Source organism: Paenibacillus marinisediminis (genome assembly GCF_054343325.1).
The window spans coordinates 1,024,136-1,047,468 of the sequence record NZ_JBTGUH010000001.1 but is presented as its reverse complement, the minus strand read 5'-3'; the positions used below and the strand labels follow the sequence as shown (position 1 = coordinate 1,047,468).

At 50.7% G+C, this 23,333-nt stretch carries 20 protein-coding genes; 17 read left to right on the top strand and 3 right to left on the bottom strand.

Annotation, left to right across the window (positions count from 1 at the left end):
- Positions 1–10 precede the first annotated feature (10 nt).
- From ACXX53_RS04955 to ACXX53_RS04890, 14 genes are all read left to right on the top strand, one after another.
- Positions 11–1,891 carry a polysaccharide biosynthesis protein gene (locus ACXX53_RS04955; RefSeq protein ID WP_458567464.1) on the top strand — a complete coding sequence of 627 codons (1,881 nt, stop codon included), beginning with the start codon at positions 11–13 and terminating at the stop codon, positions 1,889–1,891.
- Positions 1,892–1,909: 18 nt separating this feature from the next.
- On the top strand, positions 1,910–3,178 hold the full coding sequence (locus tag ACXX53_RS04950; protein WP_458567463.1) for a lipopolysaccharide biosynthesis protein: 1,269 nt from the start codon (positions 1,910–1,912) through the stop codon (positions 3,176–3,178).
- Entirely contained in the window at positions 3,159–4,289 is a 1,131-nt protein-coding gene (locus ACXX53_RS04945) for a glycosyltransferase family 1 protein (protein ID WP_458567462.1), read from the top strand. The genes ACXX53_RS04950 and ACXX53_RS04945 overlap by 20 nt, the downstream gene beginning before the upstream one ends.
- A gap of 24 nt (positions 4,290–4,313) precedes the next feature.
- Complete coding sequence (locus ACXX53_RS04940; protein WP_458567461.1) at positions 4,314–5,849, top strand: hypothetical protein; 1,536 nt, start codon at positions 4,314–4,316, stop codon at positions 5,847–5,849.
- A gap of 8 nt (positions 5,850–5,857) precedes the next feature.
- The gene (locus ACXX53_RS04935; RefSeq protein ID WP_458567460.1) at positions 5,858–7,045 is read left to right on the top strand and encodes a glycosyltransferase family 4 protein; all 1,188 of its coding nucleotides are present in this window, start codon (positions 5,858–5,860) and stop codon (positions 7,043–7,045) included.
- Positions 7,042–8,241 (top strand): glycosyltransferase family 4 protein, encoded by a 1,200-nt coding sequence (locus tag ACXX53_RS04930; protein WP_458567459.1) that lies wholly within the window; start codon positions 7,042–7,044, stop codon positions 8,239–8,241. The genes ACXX53_RS04935 and ACXX53_RS04930 overlap by 4 nt, the downstream gene beginning before the upstream one ends.
- Complete coding sequence (locus tag ACXX53_RS04925) at positions 8,231–9,589, top strand: nucleotide sugar dehydrogenase (protein ID WP_458567458.1); 1,359 nt, start codon at positions 8,231–8,233, stop codon at positions 9,587–9,589. The genes ACXX53_RS04930 and ACXX53_RS04925 overlap by 11 nt, the downstream gene beginning before the upstream one ends.
- Complete coding sequence (locus tag ACXX53_RS04920; protein WP_458567457.1) at positions 9,582–10,553, top strand: SDR family oxidoreductase; 972 nt, start codon at positions 9,582–9,584, stop codon at positions 10,551–10,553. The genes ACXX53_RS04925 and ACXX53_RS04920 overlap by 8 nt, the downstream gene beginning before the upstream one ends.
- The gene (locus ACXX53_RS04915) at positions 10,534–11,148 is read left to right on the top strand and encodes a sugar transferase (RefSeq protein WP_458567456.1); all 615 of its coding nucleotides are present in this window, start codon (positions 10,534–10,536) and stop codon (positions 11,146–11,148) included. The genes ACXX53_RS04920 and ACXX53_RS04915 overlap by 20 nt, the downstream gene beginning before the upstream one ends.
- 29 nt (positions 11,149–11,177) lie before the next feature.
- Entirely contained in the window at positions 11,178–12,371 is a 1,194-nt protein-coding gene (locus tag ACXX53_RS04910; protein ID WP_458567455.1) for a hypothetical protein, read from the top strand.
- A gap of 63 nt (positions 12,372–12,434) precedes the next feature.
- The gene (locus ACXX53_RS04905; RefSeq protein ID WP_458567454.1) at positions 12,435–13,520 is read left to right on the top strand and encodes a GNAT family N-acetyltransferase; all 1,086 of its coding nucleotides are present in this window, start codon (positions 12,435–12,437) and stop codon (positions 13,518–13,520) included.
- Between the two features lie 93 nt (positions 13,521–13,613).
- The gene (locus ACXX53_RS04900; protein ID WP_458567684.1) at positions 13,614–14,732 is read left to right on the top strand and encodes a DegT/DnrJ/EryC1/StrS family aminotransferase; all 1,119 of its coding nucleotides are present in this window, start codon (positions 13,614–13,616) and stop codon (positions 14,730–14,732) included.
- Positions 14,733–15,551, top strand: coding sequence for a GNAT family N-acetyltransferase (locus tag ACXX53_RS04895; protein ID WP_458567453.1), 819 nt, complete (start codon positions 14,733–14,735; stop codon positions 15,549–15,551).
- A 5-nt stretch (positions 15,552–15,556) separates the two neighbouring features.
- Positions 15,557–16,522: an LCP family glycopolymer transferase gene (locus ACXX53_RS04890; protein WP_458567452.1), complete on the top strand. Its 966-nt coding sequence runs from the start codon at positions 15,557–15,559 to the stop codon at positions 16,520–16,522.
- A 92-nt stretch (positions 16,523–16,614) separates the two neighbouring features.
- On the opposite strand, the gene ACXX53_RS04885 is transcribed toward ACXX53_RS04890, so the two are convergent.
- Entirely contained in the window at positions 16,615–18,342 is a 1,728-nt protein-coding gene (locus tag ACXX53_RS04885) for a right-handed parallel beta-helix repeat-containing protein (protein WP_458567451.1), read from the bottom strand.
- Positions 18,343–18,474: 132 nt separating this feature from the next.
- Here ACXX53_RS04885 and rfbC point away from each other — a divergent pair, with 132 nt between their 5' ends.
- Both rfbC and rfbD read left to right on the top strand, forming a co-directional pair.
- Positions 18,475–19,047 (top strand): dTDP-4-dehydrorhamnose 3,5-epimerase, encoded by a 573-nt coding sequence (gene rfbC, locus ACXX53_RS04880; RefSeq protein ID WP_458567450.1) that lies wholly within the window; start codon positions 18,475–18,477, stop codon positions 19,045–19,047.
- A 4-nt stretch (positions 19,048–19,051) separates the two neighbouring features.
- On the top strand, positions 19,052–19,915 hold the full coding sequence (gene rfbD / locus ACXX53_RS04875) for a dTDP-4-dehydrorhamnose reductase (protein WP_458567449.1): 864 nt from the start codon (positions 19,052–19,054) through the stop codon (positions 19,913–19,915).
- Positions 19,916–20,052: 137 nt separating this feature from the next.
- On the opposite strand, the gene ACXX53_RS04870 is transcribed toward rfbD, so the two are convergent.
- Complete coding sequence (locus ACXX53_RS04870) at positions 20,053–20,526, bottom strand: bactofilin family protein (protein WP_458567448.1); 474 nt, start codon at positions 20,524–20,526, stop codon at positions 20,053–20,055.
- Positions 20,527–20,577: 51 nt separating this feature from the next.
- Positions 20,578–21,591: a M23 family metallopeptidase gene (locus ACXX53_RS04865; protein ID WP_458567447.1), complete on the bottom strand. Its 1,014-nt coding sequence runs from the start codon at positions 21,589–21,591 to the stop codon at positions 20,578–20,580.
- A gap of 217 nt (positions 21,592–21,808) precedes the next feature.
- On the opposite strand from ACXX53_RS04865, the gene cls reads away from it, so the two are divergent.
- Positions 21,809–23,230 (top strand): cardiolipin synthase, encoded by a 1,422-nt coding sequence (gene cls / locus ACXX53_RS04860; protein ID WP_458567446.1) that lies wholly within the window; start codon positions 21,809–21,811, stop codon positions 23,228–23,230.
- The last annotated feature ends 103 nt before the right edge of the window (positions 23,231–23,333 follow it).

Here is a 23,333-nt window from a genome sequence, read left to right as displayed (position 1 = left end):
GAGGTAGTTTATGAACATGCAAAAGCGAATGGCAGGTTTTCTCGGGCTGGATTACATGATCGTCTCCATGTGTGTATTTTTGACCTGCCTATTGCAAACATCCGCAGGGGGTGATTCAGAAGGGTGGATCCCGTATTTACTGTACGCCATCATAACAGCGACAATTCAGGTTGCAGTCATGTATGGCCTTAAGCTGTATCAGCGAATATGGAGGTTCGCGAGTATTCATGAAGCTTACTTGCTTGTAAAGGCTGTATTTATTAGCAGCTTTGCTTCTTATATTCTCAGTCTGGGTTTATTGTCGGTGACGATTCCTGTTATATCAGCGTTAGAGTCGTTTGAGGCCACGCTGCTCGGACTTGGCGGCATTCGCTTCGCTAGACGAATGTTTCAAGACAAGGTCCACGTTCATAAGCACGGCAAGAGAAGGGCGCTGATCATCGGAGCGGGAGAATGCGGCAGTATGATCGCGAAGGAGTTGAAGCAGCATCCTTCCACTCATATTGTGCCAGTGGCGTTTATCGATGATGACTTGAGAAAGCACAAATGCCAGATTCATGGCATTCCCGTAGTGGGCAACCGGCATAGCATTGAAACAGTGGTTTCGGACATGGCGATCGAAGATATTATTATCGCGATTCCATCCGCGTCGCGAGAACAGATTAAAGAGATCATTGAGTGCTGCCAAGGCATTAGAGCGAAGCTGAAGATCATTCCTGCACTTAATGATCTCATAGAGGGCCGGGTCAGTATAAAGGAGATTCGGGATGTGCAGGTGGAAGATCTGCTTGGAAGAGAGCCTGTTCATACTGATTTGGCAAGCATAAGCTCCTATGTGAACAGCAAGACTGTTCTAGTTACGGGAGCAGGAGGCTCGATCGGCTCTGAATTATGCCGGCAGATTGCGATGGCAAAGCCCGCTAAGCTGCTGCTTCTCGGACATGGAGAGAACAGCATCTATCAGATGGAGATGGAGCTTCAGCGAAAGTTCCCACAACTTGCGCTGGAAACGATTATCGCCGACGTGCAGGACAGCGAGCGTATAGCAGCTGTGTTTCGCCAGCATCTGCCGCAGGTGGTATTTCACGCGGCGGCGCATAAGCATGTACCGCTCATGGAGTGCAATCCAGCGGAAGCGATCAAGAACAATGTGTTCGGGACGAAGCATGTAGCAGAATGCGCTCATGAATATAAGGCGGAGCGATTCGTCCTTATCTCATCCGATAAGGCGGTTAATCCGACAAGCGTCATGGGGGCGACGAAGCGAATTGCCGAGATGATCGTGCAGAACATGAATCAGCGCAGTGAGACGATATTCGCCGCTGTCCGTTTCGGCAACGTGCTTGGCAGCAGAGGCAGTGTCATTCTTAGATTCCAAGAGCAGATCAAGCAAGGCGGACCGGTCACGGTCACACACCCGGAAATGATTCGCTACTTTATGACGATTCCCGAGGCTGTGCAATTAGTGCTGCAAGCGGGGGCGTTGGCGAAGGGCGGGGAAGTATTCATTCTGGATATGGGCAACCCGATGAAGATCGCGGATCTGGCGAGAGATGTTATTCGTCTATCGGGATTCGAGCCTGAGCAAGATATATCCATCACGTATACCGGCATGCGCCGTGGAGAGAAGCTGTACGAGGAGCTTCTGACAAGTGAGGAAGGAATAACGTCCACGAAGCATGAACGTATCTTTATCGGCAAATTAGTGGAGATCAACACAGAGGGACTGTTGTTTGGCTTGGAGATGCTGAGGCAAGTGAGCCTTCTGCCAGACGGCGCCAAGATTCGCGGAGCGCTCCAGCAGATGGTTCCAAGCTATCAGCTGCAGCCGATGGATGATTCCGTCATGCTAGAGAATCAACAGGGCGCATATGCGTTAACAGGGACTTAGAGAGGAAGGCGCGCAGTTATGGGAGGAGAGAGCGTACGCTCACTGCGGGTGAACATCGCATGGACATTCATGGGCAATGTCGTTTACGCGGCCTGCCAGTGGGCTACGATTGCCGTTATGGCTAAATGGGGCGGAGCAGAGACAGTCGGCCTCTATGCGCTGGCGCTTGCTGTATCCGCCCCTATATTCATGTTTACGAATCTTCAGCTTCGCACCATTCAAGCAACGGATGCCGCGCGTCAATTCAGCTTCGAGAATTATGTGGCGCTGCGGCTTATGATGCTGGTTCTAGCGATGCTGATCATGGGCGGCATCCTTATCGTTAATCCATATAGCAGGGAAGCAGCAATCATTATACTGCTTGTCAGCCTATCGAAAGGGATTGAAGCGATAAGCGATGTCATCTATGGGCTGCTGCAGCAGCGCGAACGGTTGGATCTCATCTCGAAGTCGCTGCTGCTCAGGGGGCCCATCACTTTGCTGGTTATGGCCTCACTATTCTGGAGTACGGGAAGCTTGATTGCGGGAGTTGCTGGCATGTGTATCGCTTGGCTGCTCCTCTTGCTTCTTGTTGATATGCGATACGCGGCCCAGCATCATATCTTGCGCTGGTCGCGCGCGGCGTTTAACGTTCGCGCGCTGCTGAAGCTAAGCTTGCCGCTCGGTATCGTCATGATGATTATCTCCTTGAATGACGCCTTGCCGCGTTATTTTATCGAGCATTATCTCGGCGTCGAGATGCTGGGGATCTATTCCTCTCTAGCCTACTTTATCGTGGCTGGAAGCACCGTGCTGAGCGCTATAGGACAATCGGCGAGTCCTAGATTAGCCAAATACTATGCGCAAGGGGAATACCGCCAATACTTTCGGCTGCTATCCTACATGGGTCTTCTCGCGCTTGGTTTAGGAGTCGCGGGAATATGCGCCGCTATGTGGCTCGGCAGTCCGCTGCTTGCGCTCTTGTATACACCGCAATTCGCAGCATACTCCCCGCTGCTGGTGCTGCTGATGGGGTATGGGGCTGTATTGTATATGGCTTCGACCACGGGCTATGGGATGTCAGCCGCCAGAAAATTTCGAATACAGCCGTATCTTTTTGCCCTTACTTTCGCGGTTAGCCTGATCTCACAATGGCTGCTGATCCCTAAGCTAGGGATAGAAGGGGCAGTGTACGCGCTGATGATTGTAGCAGGGGTTCAGACATTGGCCAGCGGTATCGTGATTATCGCCGCGGTTCGCCGTAATCGGGAGGTTGAGAAGAAAGCATATGCCGCAACAGCCGTATAGAATATTGCATGTATTTGGCGTAATGAATCGCGGAGGCGCAGAGACCTTCGTGATGGATGTGTACCGTCATCTGGACCGAGATAAGGTCCAATTTGATTTCGTCGTTCACTCCGAGCAGGAAGGTCATTACGACCGAGAGATTCTCAGTCTCGGTGGCAGAATATTCAGGATTCAGCCGCCGCGTTTGCAGCGTCTTGGCCAGTATCGCCAAGCGCTGACTCGCATATTGCGGGAGGAAGGTCCATTTCGCGGCGTGCATAGTCAGGTGCTCTATTTTTCAGGAGTTATCCTGCAAATTGCTCATTCCTGCGGCATCAGCATGCGGATCGCGAATAGCAACAGCACACAGGATGGCTATAAGAATTCATGGCTGCGCAATCGCTACCGCGCTTCGATGAGGAAGAAAATATTGCGGCACGCCACTCACTTGTTAGGGGTCTCAACTGAGGCGTGTGAAGCCTTATTCGGACCAGGTTGCATGGAGCGGGACAATATCGAGATCGTGCATAACGCCTTGAATCTAAAGCGGTTCAGAGAACCGCCTTATGACAAGGCAGAACTGCGTCGCAGTCTTGGATTGCCTGTTGAGGACATATTGGTTGGGCATGTCGGACGGTTCAATCCGCCGAAGAACCATCGCTTTCTACTGCAGGTGTTTCGCGAGTTTCTGCGTCAACAGCCGACCGCCAAGCTCATTCTTGCAGGTGATGGGCCTCTGCGTCCAGAGTCGGAGGCTTGGGTTCAGGAGCAGGGTATTGGGGAGAGCGTATATTTTCTGGGTGTGCGCGAGGATGTGCCAGACGTATTGAGGGCGTTGGACATGTTCTTATTTCCATCCCTCTACGAAGGGTTTGGTCTGTCGATCATGGAAGCCCAGGCGGCTGGCTTGCCGTGTATGATCTCAGATTCGCTGTCAGCGGAGGTGGATCTGGGTGTTGGTTTAATCGAAATGGTCAGTATCCAGCATGGACCGAATGAATGGGTAGCGGCGATGCAGCGAGCGTTAAATGTGAAACCAGCTTCCTGGGAAACAATCGAACAGAGCATCGTAGCGCGCAATCTGGAGATAGGCGGTCTCAGTCAGAAGCTGCAAGCCATGTATTGCGGTTAGACGTTCTTGAAGGGGGGATTTCGCTTGATGAATCATCGGTGGAACGGTCGATGGAACGGATCAGCTAGCGCTGAGAAGGATCGATCATACCCTACAGGTTCGATACAAGCCATCCGCTCCTATGATTTGCTTAGCCTGCTCATTTCCGTATATGTGTCTTTATTAATAGCTATGGGCTTTTTAGCCACGAATTCGGCCTTATGGCATTGGAGCCTCATTCCGATCATCTTCTGCGGCATCATCATTCTGCCGGATGCGGTTGACTGGATGCGAGGGAAGGTCGATCCGTTTGACTTAGCAGGAATACTTGGTCTTCTGGGCATGCATTATTTCTTTCTAGCTCCGCTTCTGCATATAAAATGGGATCTGTGGATGGGCGAGGTTCAGCCTCCAGAGGACTGGCGGACTTGGGTTGGGTATTTATCGATCTTTAATCTAATGGGCATCATCGCGTATCGCTGGGCCCGCTCGCTGACGTGGAAGAGGAGCGGCAGCAAGCGTCATGTCCAAGCTTGGAAGCTTCAGCTAGGACAGCTGCTGCCGATATGGATTACCCTGCTGGTATTAACATGCGGTCTGCAGATGATCGTTTATTCACGATTTGGTGGCATTATGGGGTACATCCAATCCTACGCTTCCAATGACGACGCTTTTACTGGAATGGGGATTATCTTCATGTTCTCCGAGAGCTTTCCCATTCTGCTGATGATGGGCGGCGCCTTGTGGTATCGAAGTCAGAGCGATAAGGTTCCTTCCTGGGGAAAATTGATGCTTGTGCTAGCGGGATTTCTGATGCTGCAGCTGCTGTTCGGCGGCTTGCGCGGCAGTCGCAGCAACACATTATGGTCCTTGTTTTGGGCAGTTGGCATTCTTCATCTCTACATACGCCCGATCACGAAGAAGGTTATTCTAGTCGGATTGTGTTTCGTGATTGCCTTTATGTATCTATATGGCTTCTACAAGGATAAAGGCATTGACGGAATAACGGATATGCTGCAGGGCAAGACACAGCAAGCTTCTTCAACGAATGATCGATCTTCCCTGAAGATGACGCTGCTTGGCGATCTGGCGAGGACCGATATTCAGTCTTATGTGCTGTATCGTTTGCTACAGCATGGCGATGATTACGATTATGCTCTTGGTGAGACTTATCTGGGCGCGGCGTCCTTGCTTATACCGAGCTTTCTCTGGTCCGATAAGCCGCCTACGAAGGAAAAGGCGGGAACTGAGGTGCTGTTCGGAGCTGGAACATATGCGGGGGAACAGTTTCAGTCCTCGCGTGTATATGGCTTATTGGGTGAGAGCGCATTGAACTTCGGTTTGATCGCGATTCCCGCGGCCTTTACGGTATGGGGCTTCGTCGTTGGAGCGATTCGCAGGCTGCTGCAGCGTTGGCGAGATCGGGATATTCGGATCCTGCTGCTGCCGCTGCTTATTAATTTCTGTTTTGTGATGCTAGTAGGAGATTCAGACAATCTCGTTTTCTTTATAGTGAAGTCTGGATTTATGCCATTTCTATTTCTATGGCTGGTTTCGAGAAGGGCCAGATCTGAGGAGTGAGACGGGCCATGAGCCGGAAGGAAGAACGGGCGCCATTTATCGTGTTCGCTGTTACTATAGCTGCCAGTGCGGGATTCTATAGAGGGCAGATCCAATATTTGCGGCAGCAAGGCTATCGGGTCGGTATCGTGTGTTCACCCGGTGACATCGGAACGATGGACGCGGAACGATATGAGGTGCCGATGGAGCGAGAAATCTCTGTGCTCAAGGATATCGTGAGCTTATGGAGACTGATTCTGCTATTTCGCCGTATTCGGCCGGATGTGATTAATGCGGGGACCCCGAAGGCGGGGCTGCTGTGCAGCATCGCTGCCTTTCTCACGCGGATACCGGTTCGGATCTATACGATGCACGGCTTGCGTCATGAGACGCTGCGCGGGTTCAAGCGGCGCCTGATGATTCAGATGGAACGCGTCGCGGTCGCTTGCGTCCATCAAGTCCTGTGTGTGAGTCACAGCTTGAGAGAGCAGGCGGCAGCATTCGGGATTGCTAGGCGCACCAAATCTACAGTCATTCATCATGGAAGCTGTTCCGGTGTGAGGATAGAGGACTATACGCTGAATGAATCGAGGCTGATGGACGCGAAGAAGATTCGCTCGACACTTGGAATACCTGATAAGGCGAAGGTGTTTGGCTTTGTAGGACGGTTGACGAAGGACAAAGGCGTTGAAGAATTAGTCGCCGCCTTTGACAGCATATGTGCCAATCAAGAAGAATGCTATCTGCTGCTGTGCGGTGAATATGAAGCGGGTGATCCGATCAGTCCGTCGACGAAGGAGCTCATCGAAGGTCATCCGCGAATCTTAGCACCTGGATACGTCAGTCCTGTACTTCCATATTATCTGAGTATGGATGTATTTGTGTTCCCTTCTTATCGAGAAGGGATGAGCAGCGCTAATCTGGAAGCTTGCGCTTCAGGTCTGCCGGTCATCACATCGATGGCGACTGGCTGCGTGGATGGGGTTCAAGACGGGGTTACAGGTATCCTTGTGCCTATCGGAGATGTGAACAGCATTCGCGAGGCGATGGAATATATGCTGCGCCATCCTGAGGAAGTGCGACTTATGGGGCAACGAGGACGGGAGCGAGTGGAGCGTGACTTTCAACCGTTGGACATCTGGCGGGGGCATGAGCGGCTGTACGATCAATTATTGCATAAACGAATAGATCCTGTCGGGGCGGATGTGAGCCTATGAAATGCTTGGTTGCTGTAGAGACGAGGTTCTATCGCGCGAGCGATGGCAGTGTATGGACAGAAGCGCAGAATGGCGCAAGCTTCTGGGAGCGGTACTTGCAAGTATTTGATGAGATTGTGGTGCTGGCGCGGGTGAAGTCCGTTTCGTCTGTTCCTGAAAAATGGATTCGCGCGGATTCGGAGAAGGTGCAATTTCACGATCTTCCGTACTACATTGGCCCGTGGCAGTACGCCCGTGTGCGGAGTCGTCTAGTCCGAGAAACGAAGCTGGCGATAACGACGTGCGATTGCGCGATTCTTCGCGTGCCGGGGACGATCGGGACGATCGCATGGAAAGAGTTAAAGAAGCAGCGTAAGAGATACAGCCTTGAGGTATGCAGCGATGCGTGGGAGGCGCTGGCGCCTGGAACGGTTAAGAGCGTTGTGAGGCCATGGATCAGGCTCATGTCCACATGGGAGCTAAAACGGCAGTGCCGCCAAGCCTTCGGTGTCTCCTATGTAACCGAGCGAACGCTGCAGCGCCGCTATCCAGCGCGCATCGATGCGGTGACCTCCCATTATTCATCCATTGAGATGGATGACGGAATGTATCGAGCAAGGAAGATAAGCTGCAAGAAGCCATATAAGATCGCGCATGTAGGCAGTATGGAAACGACCTATAAAGCCCAGGATGTTCTGATTGAAGCGGTAAAACGCTGTGTCGATCAGGGTTTAGACATTGAATTGCAGCTTGTGGGCGATGGCCGCTGCAGAGCGCAATTCGAAGCATTAGCGCAACAGCTTCATATCAGCGAACGCGTGCGGTTTCTCGGTATGCTGCACGGTTCACGTCAGGTCGCCGCTCAGTTGGATCAGTGCGACCTGTTTGTGCTGCCGTCATTGGTCGAAGGACTGCCGCGAGCTTTGATCGAGGCGATGGCGCGAAGCCTGCCTTGCATCGCGACGAATGTGGGGGGGATTCCAGAGCTGCTGCGTGACGAGGATATGGTGAGGCCGAAGGATGCCGCGGCATTGGCGGATAAGATTCTCACCGTCCTCAGAGATCCGCGGCTCATGCAGGAGATGGGCGAGCGCAATTATGAGAAGTCATTATCTTATTCCACACAAGCGTTGACGAAGCGGAGATGTGAATTCTACCAAGCGCTGCATCGCCATACTCATCAGGCAAATAGAGAGGAGATCCGTTATGGAACTTAAGCGCAAGCTCGTGGATCGATCAGCGGTTACAGCGGTTGTAGGTCTAGGATATGTTGGACTGCCGCTGGCGGTGGAAATGGTGAATGCCGGTTATCAGGTATACGGTATTGACACCTCACCGGAGAAGATTCAACAGCTGATGGAAGGTCGATCCTATGTGAAGGATGTGTCGGATGAGCAGGTTCGTGATTGCATGGTCAGCGGTCGTTTTCACGTAAGCACGCAATATGCGATCCTTCAAGATGCCGACTCGATCAGCATCTGTGTGCCGACTCCGCTGCGAAAGACGAAGGATCCAGACATATCCTATGTGACAGCGGCTGTGGAGCAGATTGTTAGCGTCATGCGCAAAGAGACGCTGATCGTATTGGAGAGCACGACGTATCCGGGAACATCTGAAGAATTAATCGCTCATGAAATTGAAGCCAAGCTCGGGTACAAGGTTGGCGAGGACTTCTTCGTATGCTTCTCCCCTGAGCGGGTGGATCCCGGCAATCCGGTCTATCACACGCATAATACCCCGAAGGTGATCGGAGGCATAACACCGCAGTGCTTGGAACTGGGGATCGAGCTGTACGGCAGCTTTATCGAAACGATCGTTCCGGTAAGCTCGACCCGTGTAGCTGAGATGGTGAAGCTGCTAGAGAATACGTTCCGCAGCGTCAATATCGCGCTCGTGAACGAGATGGCGCTCATGTGCGAACGGATGAAGATAAATGTATGGGAAGTCATAGACGCGGCTGCCAGTAAGCCGTTCGGTTATATGCCATTCTATCCGGGACCGGGTATCGGCGGACACTGTATTCCGCTTGATCCGGCTTATTTGTCGTGGAAAGCGAAGACCTATGATTTCTACACGAAGTTCATAGAACTGGCAAGCGATGTGAACGGGAATATGCCGCGTTTCGTTCTGCAGGAGGTAAGCGATCTGTTGAACGATCACCGGAAGTCGGTGAACGGCGCTAACATCATTCTGTTAGGCATGGCCTATAAGCGCGACATCGATGATGTTCGAGAATCGCCTGCCATGGAAATATTCCATCTGCTGCGCGGCAAGGGGGCAAGTGTCAGCTACCACGATCCGTATGTCGAACGTTTTAGAGACAAGAACGGCGAAGAGGTGCTGTCGGCCCCACTAGAGGAATCGACGCTGCAGCAGGCGGATCTGATCATCATTACGACGGATCACCGCTGTATAGATTACGGCTGGGTGGCGGAGCAGGCTGCGCTTGTCTACGATACGCGCCACGCCACGAAGGGAATACGAGGAGACCATATTTATCTACTAGGCGGACAGCGAGCGTCGGATAACAGCTCCGCTGTGCGGACGGAGGTTGCTTATGTCTAATTATGTGGTGACTGGAGGAGCCGGGTTCATCGGCTCGAATCTGGTCGAGGCCTTACTGCTGCTAGGTCATGATGTGAAGGTGTTGGACAACTTCTCAACAGGAAAACGTGAGAATCTAGCGCATCTCCTAGAGCATATCGAGCTGATCGAAGGAGACATTCGCGATCTGGACACCTGTGTAGAGGCTGTCAAGGGAGCGGACTACGTGCTTCATCAGGCTGCGCTTGGATCGGTGCCGCGATCTATAGAGGACCCGATCGCGACGCATCAGCATAATGTGGACGGCACGCTGAATATGCTGGTGGCGGCGAAGGATGCCGGTGTACAGAAGGTAGTGATGGCATCATCTTCATCCGCATACGGAAATGCGATGACAACGGCTAAGTCGGAGTCGCTTCCACCTGCGCCATTATCGCCGTATGCGGTATCTAAAGTAGCGACGGAGTATTATGCGGCGGTGTTTCACAGCGTATACGGATTAGAGACGATCTGTTTACGCTACTTCAACGTATTTGGCGCTCGCCAAGATCCTTATTCTCAGTACGCGGCGGTCATTCCGCGGTTTGTGAAGGCGATGCTGGAGAATCGATCGCCTGATATCTATGGGAACGGCATGCAGTCGCGAGACTTTACTTATATCGATAATGTCGTTCAAGCAAATCTGCTGGCGTGCCATGCTGATTCAGAGGCGTCCGGCAAAGTGTTCAACATCGCTTGCGGGGAACAGATCTCGATCAACGAGCTGTATCGCCAGCTTAGCAAGCTGCTGGGCAGCAGCTTGCAGCCGCAGTATCGCGATGCTCGTCAAGGCGATGTGCAGCATAGCTTGGCCGATATTCAACTCGCCAAGCAATGCTTAGGATATGAACCGCAGGTTACTTTCAGCGAAGGGCTGCAGCGCGCCGTCACTTGGTATCAGCAGCATTGGCAGCAGCGCGATTCACATGCTCAAGCGGTCTATTGATATCGCTGCTGTCGTCCTGTTGCTGCTGGTTCTATCACCGCTATTGATCGTGCTCTGGCTGCTCGTGCGCTGGAAATTGGGCGCTCCTGTGTTGTTTACGCAGGAGCGCATCGGTCAATATCAGCATACGTTCTCCATCTATAAATTTCGAAGTATGACCAACGAACGGGGAGATGACGGGAGACTGCTGCCAGATGAGCAGCGTCTAACCCCCTTCGGCAGCTTCCTGCGCAAGTCGAGTCTGGATGAGCTTCCGCAGCTGTTTAACGTGCTGAAGGGAGATATGAGCTTGGTTGGACCAAGGCCCCTCCTCGTACAATACCTGCCGTATTATACGGCACGCGAACGCAAGCGGCATGCCGTTCGACCGGGAATTACCGGATTGTCGCAGATCAATGGGCGCAATCTGCTCTCCTGGGAGGAGCGGCTGGAGTTGGATGTGCAATACGTGGAGAAGCAGAGTATAGCGAATGACTTGATCATCTTGATCTTAACCGCCAAGAAAGTAATCCTGCGTGAAGGAACGGTCGTGAACCCTAACACTGTCATGCAGGATCTGGATAAGGAAAGAGCGCGGCTGCTCCAAACCAATTAATCTCGGGATGAATCTGAGGAGGCTATGATATGACTAATCTAACCCGCTTACGATTAGACTCTGATTTCACCTTTCCCGCCCTGCCAACAGCGGATGGTTCTGGGCAAACGGTTCATCCTTCTGTTCGTTATTTTCCTGAAGGATGGAACGGCTATAAATACTGGATGGCGGTATCCGGCTATAAGAATGGAATCGCAACTTATGAGAACACGCATATATTCGTATCCAATGATTTGACCACTTGGAGCGCTCCGCCATCGTTTACGAACCCGCTTGATGTAGCGGTGCTCGGTGATTATGAGTCCGATCCATACCTCCTATATAAGAGCGGAGTGCTGTATGTGTACTATCGTGACGGTTCCACATTACTCCGTCGTTCGACTACAGACGGTTCAACTTGGACTCCGCGCGAGCTGTGCACATCGAACGAGGTCGTCGTATCGCCGTCCGTTCTCTATATGAATGGCAGATGGTATATGTGGGCTGGGCAGCAGGATCAAGGCGGCGGGCTCTACGTCTATGAATCTGACGACGGTATTCATTGGGGATCAGGACGAAAGTGCCGCACAAATGTAAGGTTGAATTTGACGATTTGGCATTGTGAGGTGTGGCGGGATGGCGGGCTGTACCATGTGCTGGCAAGCGCGGGCACGAGCGGATACAACACGCTTCAAACGACACAGTTGTATTACGGTACGAGTCTGGATGGAGACAACTGGATACTGGATGAGATGCCTTGTGTTCCGAAGGATATATGTCCTGAGTTGGCATGGCGAATCTATAAATCATGTCCGGTTCCTCATGGCGATCGCTTGCTGCTCTTCGTCAGCGGAGGAGATAAGGCTGGTGGAACGCAGCTGACAGGTATGGCTTGGACTACGCTCTCGGCGCTGCCGGTTCCGGCTTATCCCATGATCGATGAGAAATGGATATCTGATTACAGCACGATCAGCCCAGGAGAAATGAGGAATTACGGCTGGTTCAAGCCGTCTCCTTATCGGCGCCTGCGGGGTGTAGTTAAGCTTGAGCATGCTGGAGAACTAGTGATTCGCCAAGGCGTGGACGCATCGAATGCATACTCGACGGTCGAAACGATATCGTTGTCTGCGGCAGAACAGCGGCTGGTGGATATCGAGCTCATATTGCCGTGGGTCAACGTCTCCTTGCGAAATTCAACTTCTAACAGCGGATACGTCAGACATTTTATGAGTTTGTATATATAGTCGCTGTACTTAAGAGTGATAGATTCGGATCCAAAATGAATGATATAAGGGGGAATAAAGCCGATGCTGCGCATCATTAGCCATCTGCAAGAGGAAGAATGGGACAGGTGTGTGAGTCGATTTCGAGATACCGTGCTGTGGAAGCTGGAATACTATAAGTTGTACATGAATGAAGGGATGCCAGAGGCAGCCGTATATGAAACTAACGATGGCCTCGTGTTCTATCCTTACCTTAAGCGGGCTATTCATCTGGATTGGCTTCCGGCTTCGCTGAATTCCCAATACTATGACATCACGACGGCCTATGGCTTTGGAGAGCCTGTCGTACTCGCTCCGCCAGAACATCAAGAGCGACTGATGATCGAATTTCGCCGGCATTTCGATGAGTATTGCGCCAGTCATCATATCATAGCAGAATTCATTCGCTTTCAGCCGCATATGCCAGGCTCTCAATGGCTTAAGGACTTGATGGAGGTAGAAGCGAAGAAGCTTAATGTCTATGTACATATGCACCCGGAGTGGACGGAACAAGATTTTCTTAGTTCATATCGCCCTAACTGCCGCAACAAAGTCAAAAAGGCCATGCGCTCTGGCGTTCATGTCACAGCTGACGAAACAGGTGAACATCTAGACGCGTTCATGGGCATCTACAAGCATACGATGGATCGCAGAAATGCCTCGGATTACTATTATTTCTCTGAATCCTACTTCAAGGATATTGTGAAGCGGATGAAGGGCGACTTTGTCTTGTTCCACGCGTGGCATGAGGGCCGAATTATTTCGTCCGAGCTTACCTTCTATGATGATACCTACTTATATTCCTTGCTCGGCGGTACACTGCAGGACTCCTTCCATCTCTGTCCGGAAAATCTATTGAAGCATTATGCCAACTTGTGGGCGCAGCAGAAGGGGATTCAATACTATCTCTTGGGCGGAGGCTATGAGGAGAATGATGGCATATTCCAATATAAGCGCTCCTTTGCCCCTAACAATCAGAATCAGTTCTATATCGGCAAGAAAACGCATAATCAGCAGGTATATGAACAGCTTCGCCAAATTATGCATGATAATGGATACGACACTAGTTCAGCATACTTTCCCATCTATCGTGCCAATCTAACACCTGCTGAAAAGATAGCTTCACTGTGAATGTGAACACCAACTCTCTAATGGGAGAGTCTATGGGAGGTTAAGGTTGTGGCATTAGCGACTAGCAAGCGCATTTATTTGTCTAATCCGCATATGGGCGAGCTGGAGCAGAAGCTCGTCCAAGAAGCATTCGATACGAATTGGATCGCACCGCTTGGTCCGCACGTAGACGCCTTTGAGCAGGAGCTGGCGAACTCAGTCGGTTCGGCGGGCGCTGTTGCGTTGAGCTCGGGAACGGCCGCTCTTCATCTTGCGCTGCGTCTTGTCGGAGTGGGGAAGGGGGACGTGGTGTTCTGCTCCTCGTTCACCTTCGTTGCAAGCGCCAATCCGATACTATATGAAGGCGGAGAGCCGGTATTCATCGATTCCGAGCCGGATACGTGGAATATGTCTCCGCAAGCCTTGCTGCGTGCCTTTCTTGATGCAGAACAGAAGGGCAAGCTACCGAAAGCGGTAATCGTGGTGAACTTGTACGGTCAGAGCGCGGACATGGAGCCCATCATCAACATCTGTGACAGCTACGGCGTGCCTGTGATTGAAGATGCGGCTGAATCCTTAGGCGCAACTTACGGTAATAAGTGCAGCGGCACATTGGGAACTTACGGCATCTACTCCTTTAATGGCAATAAGATCATTACTACCTCTGGAGGCGGAATGCTCGTATCAAACAATCTGGAGGCGCTCGAAAAGGCGCGCTTCTGGGCTACGCAAGCTAGGGAGAAGGTACCTTATTATGAGCACCGTGAGATGGGCTTCAATTATCGAATGAGCAATATCTCGGCAGCGATTGGCAGAGGTCAATTGGCGGTGCTGCAGGAACGGGTATCCGCTCGTCGGGCGGTGTATGAGCGCTATGCAGAAGCGCTGTCCTCCGTGAAGGGCATATCCTTCATGCCCGAGGCGGACTTCGGTCGCTCGACGCGGTGGTTGACCGCGATCACGCTGGATCAGAGCGTGCTTGAGTTGGAACCATCCGATGTAGTGAAGACTCTATCGGACTATCATATCGAAGCTAGGCAAGTATGGAAGCCGATGCACCTTCAGCCGCTGTTTGAGTCCTGTCCATACTATCCTCACGAGGAGCACCATAGCGTGTGTGATGAACTATTTGCGAGCGGGATCTGCTTGCCTTCTGCTTCTAATCTGACGCTGGATAATCAAGCCTTTGTCATCGAACACTTGCTGCAGTGCTTATCCATGGCCGTAAAGTGAGTGAAAGATCGCATGAATAAGGAGTTTGAGATAGCCGACTGTGTAGAGCTGGGAGCTGAACATGCGAGCCTAATAGCGGAATTGCAGCGAAATGAAGATCATGTTCCAACATATTCGTACTTCATCACATCCTGTATCGGATACGAGCGCTATGTCCGCAATCTATTGGAAGAGAAGCAAGAGCACCGCAATACGTGGTTCATCGGCATCATGAATGAAGGTCTTCTAGCTGGTTATGCGGAATGGCGCTTGATAGATGATATTCTTCATCTGAATCAGCTGCTCATCCATCCTATTTACCGAGGCAAAGGAATCGGGAAAATACTTATGCTATGGGGGACGTCGTATGCTAAGGAGCGGCATCTACCAGGGCTATCATTGGATGTATTCGTCTCGAATGCAAGGGCGTTGAGCTGGTATGAGCGGCTTGGCTTCGTACCGCGAGAGAAGACGGCATGGTATGTACAAGCTGATGTAAGATCCGTTGAGAGTGGAGCTGAACCCGTATATAGCCTGATTAATCATGATCAGTCAGAGCAAATGCACAACAACTATCATTTCTCTTCATTGTGTATGACTACGCCTAGCGGCACGTACAGGATAGGTAGAATCGGTACGGACTATTATCGGATTAGCGAAATCGACGCGCTATATGATGATGATCTTATAGCAGGCTTGCGGCAATTGGATCCGAGAAGAGCAATAGTAGTTATGATCCCTGAAGATCTAGCGATACCGTCCATGTACAGTCTAGTGGATGTCAGCATGCGTATGATGCGGATTGAGGAGGGGTACGATGAAGAGCGGCAATCGTACTGATCGATATGGGTAAATGGGTAAAGATAGCGTTAGCGGTGGTAACCGTCATTTTGCTGATCGGAATAGGGATTGGGATATATGGATATATCAGCGTCAAAGAAACGGTGAATTCCATGTATGAGCCTTTACCTAAGCGCAAGGAAATAGTGCTTAACCCCAGCCAGCGGCCTAACCTCAGTAACAAGGAGCCGACTAGCAAGGATGAAGCGAATAAAGAGTCTGTGGATGTCAGCACCACCGATCTAAAGCCGATCTCGCTGCTCGTTATGGGAGTAGATGAGTCAGAGCATGACAAGGGGCGAGCGGATACGCTGATGCTGATCACGATCAATCCTCAACAACAGAAGGTATTGATGACCAGTATACCGCGTGACACGCGTGTGAAGATTGCCGGTAAGGACAAGATCGATAAGATCAATCATTCCTATGCATTCGGCGGCACGGCGATGGCTGTAGAGACGGTTGAAGATTTCTTAGGTGTGCCGATTCAATACTATGTCAAGACCAATATGGAAGGCTTCACCCGAATCGTAGATAAGTTCGGCGGCGTGAAGGTGAATAACGAGTTTCGCTTTGATCTAGATGGCTTTGTCTTCGAGCAGGGGGAGCAAGTACTAAATGGTCAGGAGGCTCTAGCCTACGTTCGAATGCGAAAAGAAGATCCGAACGGCGACCTAGGGCGTACGATGCGCCAGCAGGATGTGCTTGTCTCTCTGTTCGAATCCGTTAAGGATATTAGCAATATTGCCGAATTACCAGGTGTGTTGGACATCATGAAGCAAGTGGTAAAGACGAATCTGACTTGGGACGAAATGAAGACCTTATTCATGGAATATAAACCGCAGCACTATTCTTTTATCCATGAATCCATCCATGGAGAAGGTCAAATGATTGATCATATCTACTATTTAAAGGTTGATCAAGAAGAGATCGAACGGGTTCATCAGCAGATAGCGGAGCAGTTGTCTTGAAGCAGAGCAGTGAGAGTTCCTTGTATGGCATGTCTTACTAACATCATAGGTTGGGGAACTCTTGCTCGACGCTTCCTGTATGAGCACCGCCATTAGGTGCTGATGACCCCAAAAGTTTTGAATACGGCCAGCGGGTACGCATACTCCCAATGCACCGTGCCGTCTACGATGGTACCGTTGGTGCGAGAAGGAGCGGATGAACCTGAAGTTCCTGCTTTCGTCGCGCGATATACATTACCGTTGGCATTAACTTCTGTACCCTCCGCATAGGCCTTGCGAGCCGCCCAGTTGTTGCGGTTTACTATTCCCGTAGCGGTGCATACCCAACCGATGTAAGCTCCTGGGGAAGGGTTGCTGCGATAGAGAATATCACCTTGACTGTATGCACCTTCTTGCGGCAGATCGGACACGAAGCTAATACGCGAGCCTTCGATCTTAATCGTATCGTAAGCGATCGGCAGGATCACAGAGTCTACCTCTTCATAGACATTCGGTGCTGTTGTCGAATTGGCGCCAAGCGTGCAGACGCTTGTATTGATAAAGATCGCATTAAGCGAATGACGAGGGTCCGAGATCACATTGTTCCGATCGCAGAATGCATCTGAGCATTCCAGCATATAGATGTCGCCGCGATAGCCGACCGGAGTATGCTGCTTGGAATTATCTCGGCACAGATTGTGCGAGATATCGATTGTATCGGCATATCTAGCATATATTCCATATCCTCGGAAGCCTGTCACACTGTTATCGCTGATCAATACTCGGACAACGTGCGATTGTTGATCGCCTCGAACTGTAATGCCATTAATGCCATCTATATTTGATGACTTATCACCGTTGCCGTAAATGGTGTTGCCTGTGATCGAGATATCACTTACATTTGCTCCGACATAGATTCCCCCAGTCGATTCATCTCCTGGGAATTTCATTTCTATTGTATTATTGTGGACGCGCACATTCGAGATGCTCGCCTTTAGATCAGCTCGTCCCGTTATAAAAATTCCGCAGATCGTATTTGTATTAATCACATTGTTGGAAATAAGAATATCGCTGCCGCTAATCGTTAAAGGCTCAATGCCAATTGCTTTGCGCGCGTACACGATATTGCCTGAGATAATGACATCAGAAGTGCTGGCAGCCCCGATCGCGGTCTCTTCCGCAATCGGCTTTTGGCCGAAATAGCCTGCGCCTAGAAAGATGTTGTTCTGGATGGTGATGTTGCTTCCTTCGATACCATCGCAGCCGCCATCTCCCCAACGGCGAAACATATTGTTGCATACGACATAGTTCTTGCAGTAATCGTAGCTGATCGCGTTGCCGCTGACGCTGTTCGCACCGCCCTGCTTTGCAATATCAATACCGCAATTTTCGAACAAGCAGTTCGTGATGAGCACCCCGTCGCAATATCTCGTATCAATGGAGCGGTAGCCTGTATAGTAGAAGCGGACTTGGTCGAAGGTTACGTTCTGCGATGAGTCGAGTCTTACCCCAACATGATAGTTGCTGGATTGCAGGGGTTGATTCTGTTCATTGCCGTCGATGGCGATGCCGCTGACCGTGAGGCCTTTCACGGCACCTTTCATATCAAGGAGCAATCCAGTTCCTTGAAAGTTGCTGCGCTTCTTTAAGGTACCTACACCATGCAGCACTGTTCTGCCTGCGGGAAGCTGAATAGGCTTGGATAGCATGAATACGCCGGTAGGAATATAGACGGTATCGCCGTTCGCATTGTTCACAGCTTGTTGAATCGCGTTCGAACAGTCTGTAGCGCCGTCGCCGACCGCCCCATAATCTCGTATATCCAAAATGGATAAACTCATATTTTGATTCACCTCACTCTCAAATAATATCTATTCTATGTACTGCTAGAGTAAGAAGTACTAGGAGAACCAATTGAAGTACAGCGGAATATACTGAATTCTTAATGGCTATGCAGAACGGAGCTGAGCAATGTGCTGGTGCGAGAAACATCCTTATGCGGAGTCTATGTACTGGAACCGAAGGCATATTCAGATCATCGAGGATTCTTTATGGAGAGCTTTCATAAAGATAGATTACATGCTCTCGGACTTCCGTACGAATATGTGCAGGATAACCACTCCTTGTCCGTGGAGAGCGGTACGGTTCGCGGCCTTCATTATCAATTGGAACCGCATGCGCAGACCAAGCTGATTCGAGTGCTTCGCGGTGCGATCTGGGATGTTGCGGTCGATATTCGACCGGAGTCTCCACAGTGCGGACAATGGGCCGGAGTCATCCTGAGTGAATCGAATAGGAGGCAGCTGTTGATTCCGAAGGGATATGCACATGGCTTCTGCACGCTGGCAGCGAATACGGAAGTGTTGTATAAGGTAGACAGTTATTACTCGCCAGAGCATGATCGAGGCATTCGGTGGGATGATCCGGAGCTGAACATCGATTGGCCGACACGTGAAGCCGTGTTATCGGATAAGGACAGACAGCTTCCGTTCTGGTCTGAGACAGACGTGTCGCGTGACAGGACGCGGCGAAAGACAGGTGATTAGTGAAATGAAGCAACAAGAGCGAGTTCTAGTAACCGGAGCCCAAGGACAGCTTGGCCTTGATATGGTGCAAGCGCTAGAAGCCAAGGGCTATGCGGTCATAGCTTGCAGCCGCAAAGAGATGGACGTTACCGACATGGATGAAGTCATGGAGGTAATGGACAGAGAACGGCCTGCGGCGGTGATACACGCGAGCGCGTACACGAAGGTGGATCTGGCAGAGACCGAGCGCGACGAAGTGTATCGTGTGAACGTATACGGCACACGCAATGTGGCGGTCGCGTCCCAGCAGATCGGCGCGAAAATGGTGTACGTAAGCACGGACTATGTATTTGATGGCCGGACAGGGAAGGCATACGATGAGTTTGCAAGACCGCATCCCATCAACGTTTACGGCCGTTCGAAGTGGGAAGGGGAGCAGATGGTGCGCCAGTTCCAGCTGCGTTCGTTTATCGTTCGAACCTCTTGGTTATTCTCCAAGAACGGCGACAATTTCGTAAAGACGATGCTCAAGCAAGGCAAAGAGCAGCGGGAGCTTAAGGTCGTGCACGATCAAGTGGGGAGCCCGACCTATACTGCAGATTTAGCTGCAGCTATTATAAGGCTGCTTGGCACGGATCGCTACGGAACTTACCACATCACGAACCAGGGTGTATGTTCGTGGCATGAGCTCGCCTGCGCGATTATGGAAGAAGCGGGATTTAACGTAATGGTACGATCCGTACCAACGTCTCAATTCCCGCGTCCGGCGCGGCGCCCCGCCTATTCAGCGCTCGAGGGAAGAGCGCTGCGATTGAACGGCTTTCCCGCGCTGCGACATTGGCGCGAAGCGCTTGCGGATTGCATGTCGGAGCTGAAGCCGCAAGCCTAATTGTCCTTGCTGAGCAAGGGAATACTTGACAGTACGATCGATTTGACGTACAGTTATGATACGAATTGTAACATTTACCGATTGTTCATTTGAATAGGTATCCCTCCTCCTCCACATAAAGAACGAGAAGCAAGTGGTTATCCCGCTTGCTTCTCGTTCGCCTTTTCCTCTCGCTTTCCTTTCCGTTCTTCGGCTTTATCATTCCTTTTGGTTTTACCAGGTTTAGGGGATTGGATCGGCACTAGGTCTTCCTTGCGTTCGATAATGCTGCTGCCATTCAATATTCCGCCTTCATCTACGATCAGATATTCGCATTCACAATTGCCGCACACGACGCCGGAAGAGGTGATGGTCAGCCTGCCTCTGCTCTTTAAATCTCCGACCGCTTTACCTGCGACAATAATCTGCTCAGCGGTCATGTTGGAGTGGGCTTCTCCCTTTTCCCCGATAACGATAACGCCTTGAGTAATGATTTCGCCTTTAAATACACCGTCGATTCGAAGATTGGCAGGGCTGTGTATCGTTCCTTCTATCTCAGTTCCGTGGCTGATCAATGTATCAATCGTTCCGCTGGCTCGTACAGATTTCACCTTTTTCTTTCGTCTAAACATACATCCTCCACCTTCTCTTTTATAAGGGATAGGGAGCCCTGTTACTGCATTCTACGAACGAATCTTCTCTTGAGCGGGAGTGCGCTCTGCCTTCATATAAGGCAGCGGGTTGATCGTCTTTCCATCCTGGATCACTTCAAAATGCAAATGAGCTCCCGTGCTCCGCCCGCTTGTGCCTACCTTGCCGATGAGATCACCTTTCGTTACTTCTTGGCCCTCTTTAACTACAATCTTGCTTAAATGCATGTACCAAGTATCAAGGCCGCTGGCATGGCGGATGACGATGTAATTGCCTCTAGAGGCATTGAATTCAGCAGTGACCACCTTGCCGTCTGCTGCGGCATACACGGGATCGCCCACCTCGCCGCCGATGTCGATACCGGCATGGAATGCAGCCCGCTTCGTTATCGGATCCTGCCGATAGCCAAAGCTTGATGTGATGAGGCGCGAAGTCGTCGGCCAGATGGACGGCGTGCCGGCAATTAACGTTTGTGCATTGCGAGCTTCGTTTAGCGTCACAGGCATGGAAGCTTCCATAGACCTTAGCATGTCATGGACAGTTTCTAACTCATAGCTGGACTTTTGGGCCAATGATATCAGTTGTTCGTTAGTGACGCCGATAGCTTCACCACCCACGTTGCTGACATTGTTCCAGCCATCGTTTGAAAGAGACGTAATAGGCTCGGTTCCGTCTTGACCTAGATATGTATGAATGAATTGCTCTAACTGTGATTCAAGACCGCTCATTTCGGACACCTTGCTCTTAACCGTTTCCGCTTCGGCTGACAGACGAATGATTTCATTTTGAAGGAGATGAATCGCTTTATCTTTATCCTTCACCGTAATATCAAGTGCCAAGCTCTGACTGCTCAGCTTGCCTTCCAGGTCACGAATCTCGCTGGCGGATTTCAGCTGCATGCTCAAGATAAGACCGGAAAGGGACAGCAGAGCTGCTATCGGTACGGATACGATCAATATTTTGGGAACACTAACTTGACGCACAGCCCGTTCCGGATCGCGGATGACGAGCAGGGTTAGAGAATCGCTCCACCATCGCCGTTTCATACCATCACCTCACCATTTTCATATATGGTCATGCATGGCTCCCTATTGCACTTTATTCCTCATGTAGACAAAACATGACCACCAATCAACAAGCTAGTCGATTACTGCTTAAGGAGTTGGCATAAGAAGCTGTTCATTAACCTGTATTCGAATGGATAAAATAGGCTCAAGAGTAGTTGTTGGCAGGCTCGCTCACATAATTAGGAGGACACAGGTCATGATATGGCTTATCGGAATAGTCATCATCTATATGGCGCAATTGCTTGCGATTATTGCATTTGAATATAAGCATCCTTCTAAGACGGTGGCCTGGCTCCTTATCTCGCTCTGTATTCCCTGTATCGGCTTCATCATGTATTACTTTCTGGCTCAGGATTATTCCGCGCGGCGACGCGTAAAAAAGCGTTGGTATATGGAGCAGGTGATGCAGCAGACGGACAAGCTCTTGGAAGTGAAGGAGCCTTCTCAGATGACGAACGCAGAGATGAGGCAGCAGCAGCGTTTGTTCAAGCTCATTGAAGCGATGTCGGATAGTCAGATCACCGGATGCAACCAGACGAAAGTGCTCACGAACGGGCATGACACCTTTGAGGCGATGATTGCGGCAATTCGCGGTGCGAAGCACCATATCCATTTTGAATTTTATATATTGCGAGATGATGCGATTGGCACCCTCTTTCAGAATTTGCTGATCGAAAAGGTGCGCGAAGGCGTTAAGGTGCGCGTGATGACGGACGGAGTGGGAAGTATTGAACTTAGACAGAGGTACATCACTCGTTTCAAGGAAGCGGGAGTGGAATTCCATTGGTTTTTGCCTGTTTGGGTGTCCTTCTTTAGGCGTCGCCTTAATTATCGCAATCATCGTAAAATTCTTGTCGTTGACGGTATAGTCGGGTTCTTGGGCGGGATGAACATTGGCGATGAATATGTCGGCCGCAATGAGAAGACAGGCTTCTGGCGAGACACTCATCTGCAGATCGAGGGAGACTCGGTTTACAGCTTGCAGGCGATCTTTCTTCACGATTGGGCGCTTGCGTCCAGCCAGCGATTGGATGAGCCGGAATTGTTTCCGAAGCATACCTGCAGGGGGAAAGAACAGTTAAAGCTAGTGCCGAGCGGCCCGGATACGAGCAGGGATGCGATACAGGAATTGTATTTTGGGACGCTAAATTATGCGAAGGAGCGAGTGTGGATTGCGACTCCTTATTTTATCCCCGATCCAGGCAACCTGTTAGCGATTAAGTCCGCGGCGCTTAGCGGGATCGATGTGCGAATTATCATTCCAGAGCAATCAGATTCCAAGGTAGTAGACTGGGCCTCTAGGTCCTATCTGGAGGAGCTTATGCAGGCTGGCGTAAAGTTTTACGCTTATCAGCATGGGTTCATTCATGCCAAGACCGTTGTAATGGATCGCGCATTGGCCTGCGTGGGGACAGCCAATATGGATATGCGCAGTTTCTTCTCGAACTTTGAACTGAATGCTGTGTTGTTTGATGATAAGACGATCGAGCGTGTAGAGAGGGATTTTTTGATGGATTATGAGAACTGCACGCCTATTCTGTACGAAGAGTTCATTCAACGCGGGCGAGGTCAGAAGCTGCTGGAGGTGCTGTCACGATTGCTGTCGCCGCTGCTATGAGATGAGTGTTGCTCCTTGGGGCCTAATGTACACGTGCTTGCGATTGATGCGAGATGATGCATGAATTAAGCGGGATTAAGCCAAGTTATAGAAGGATAACATT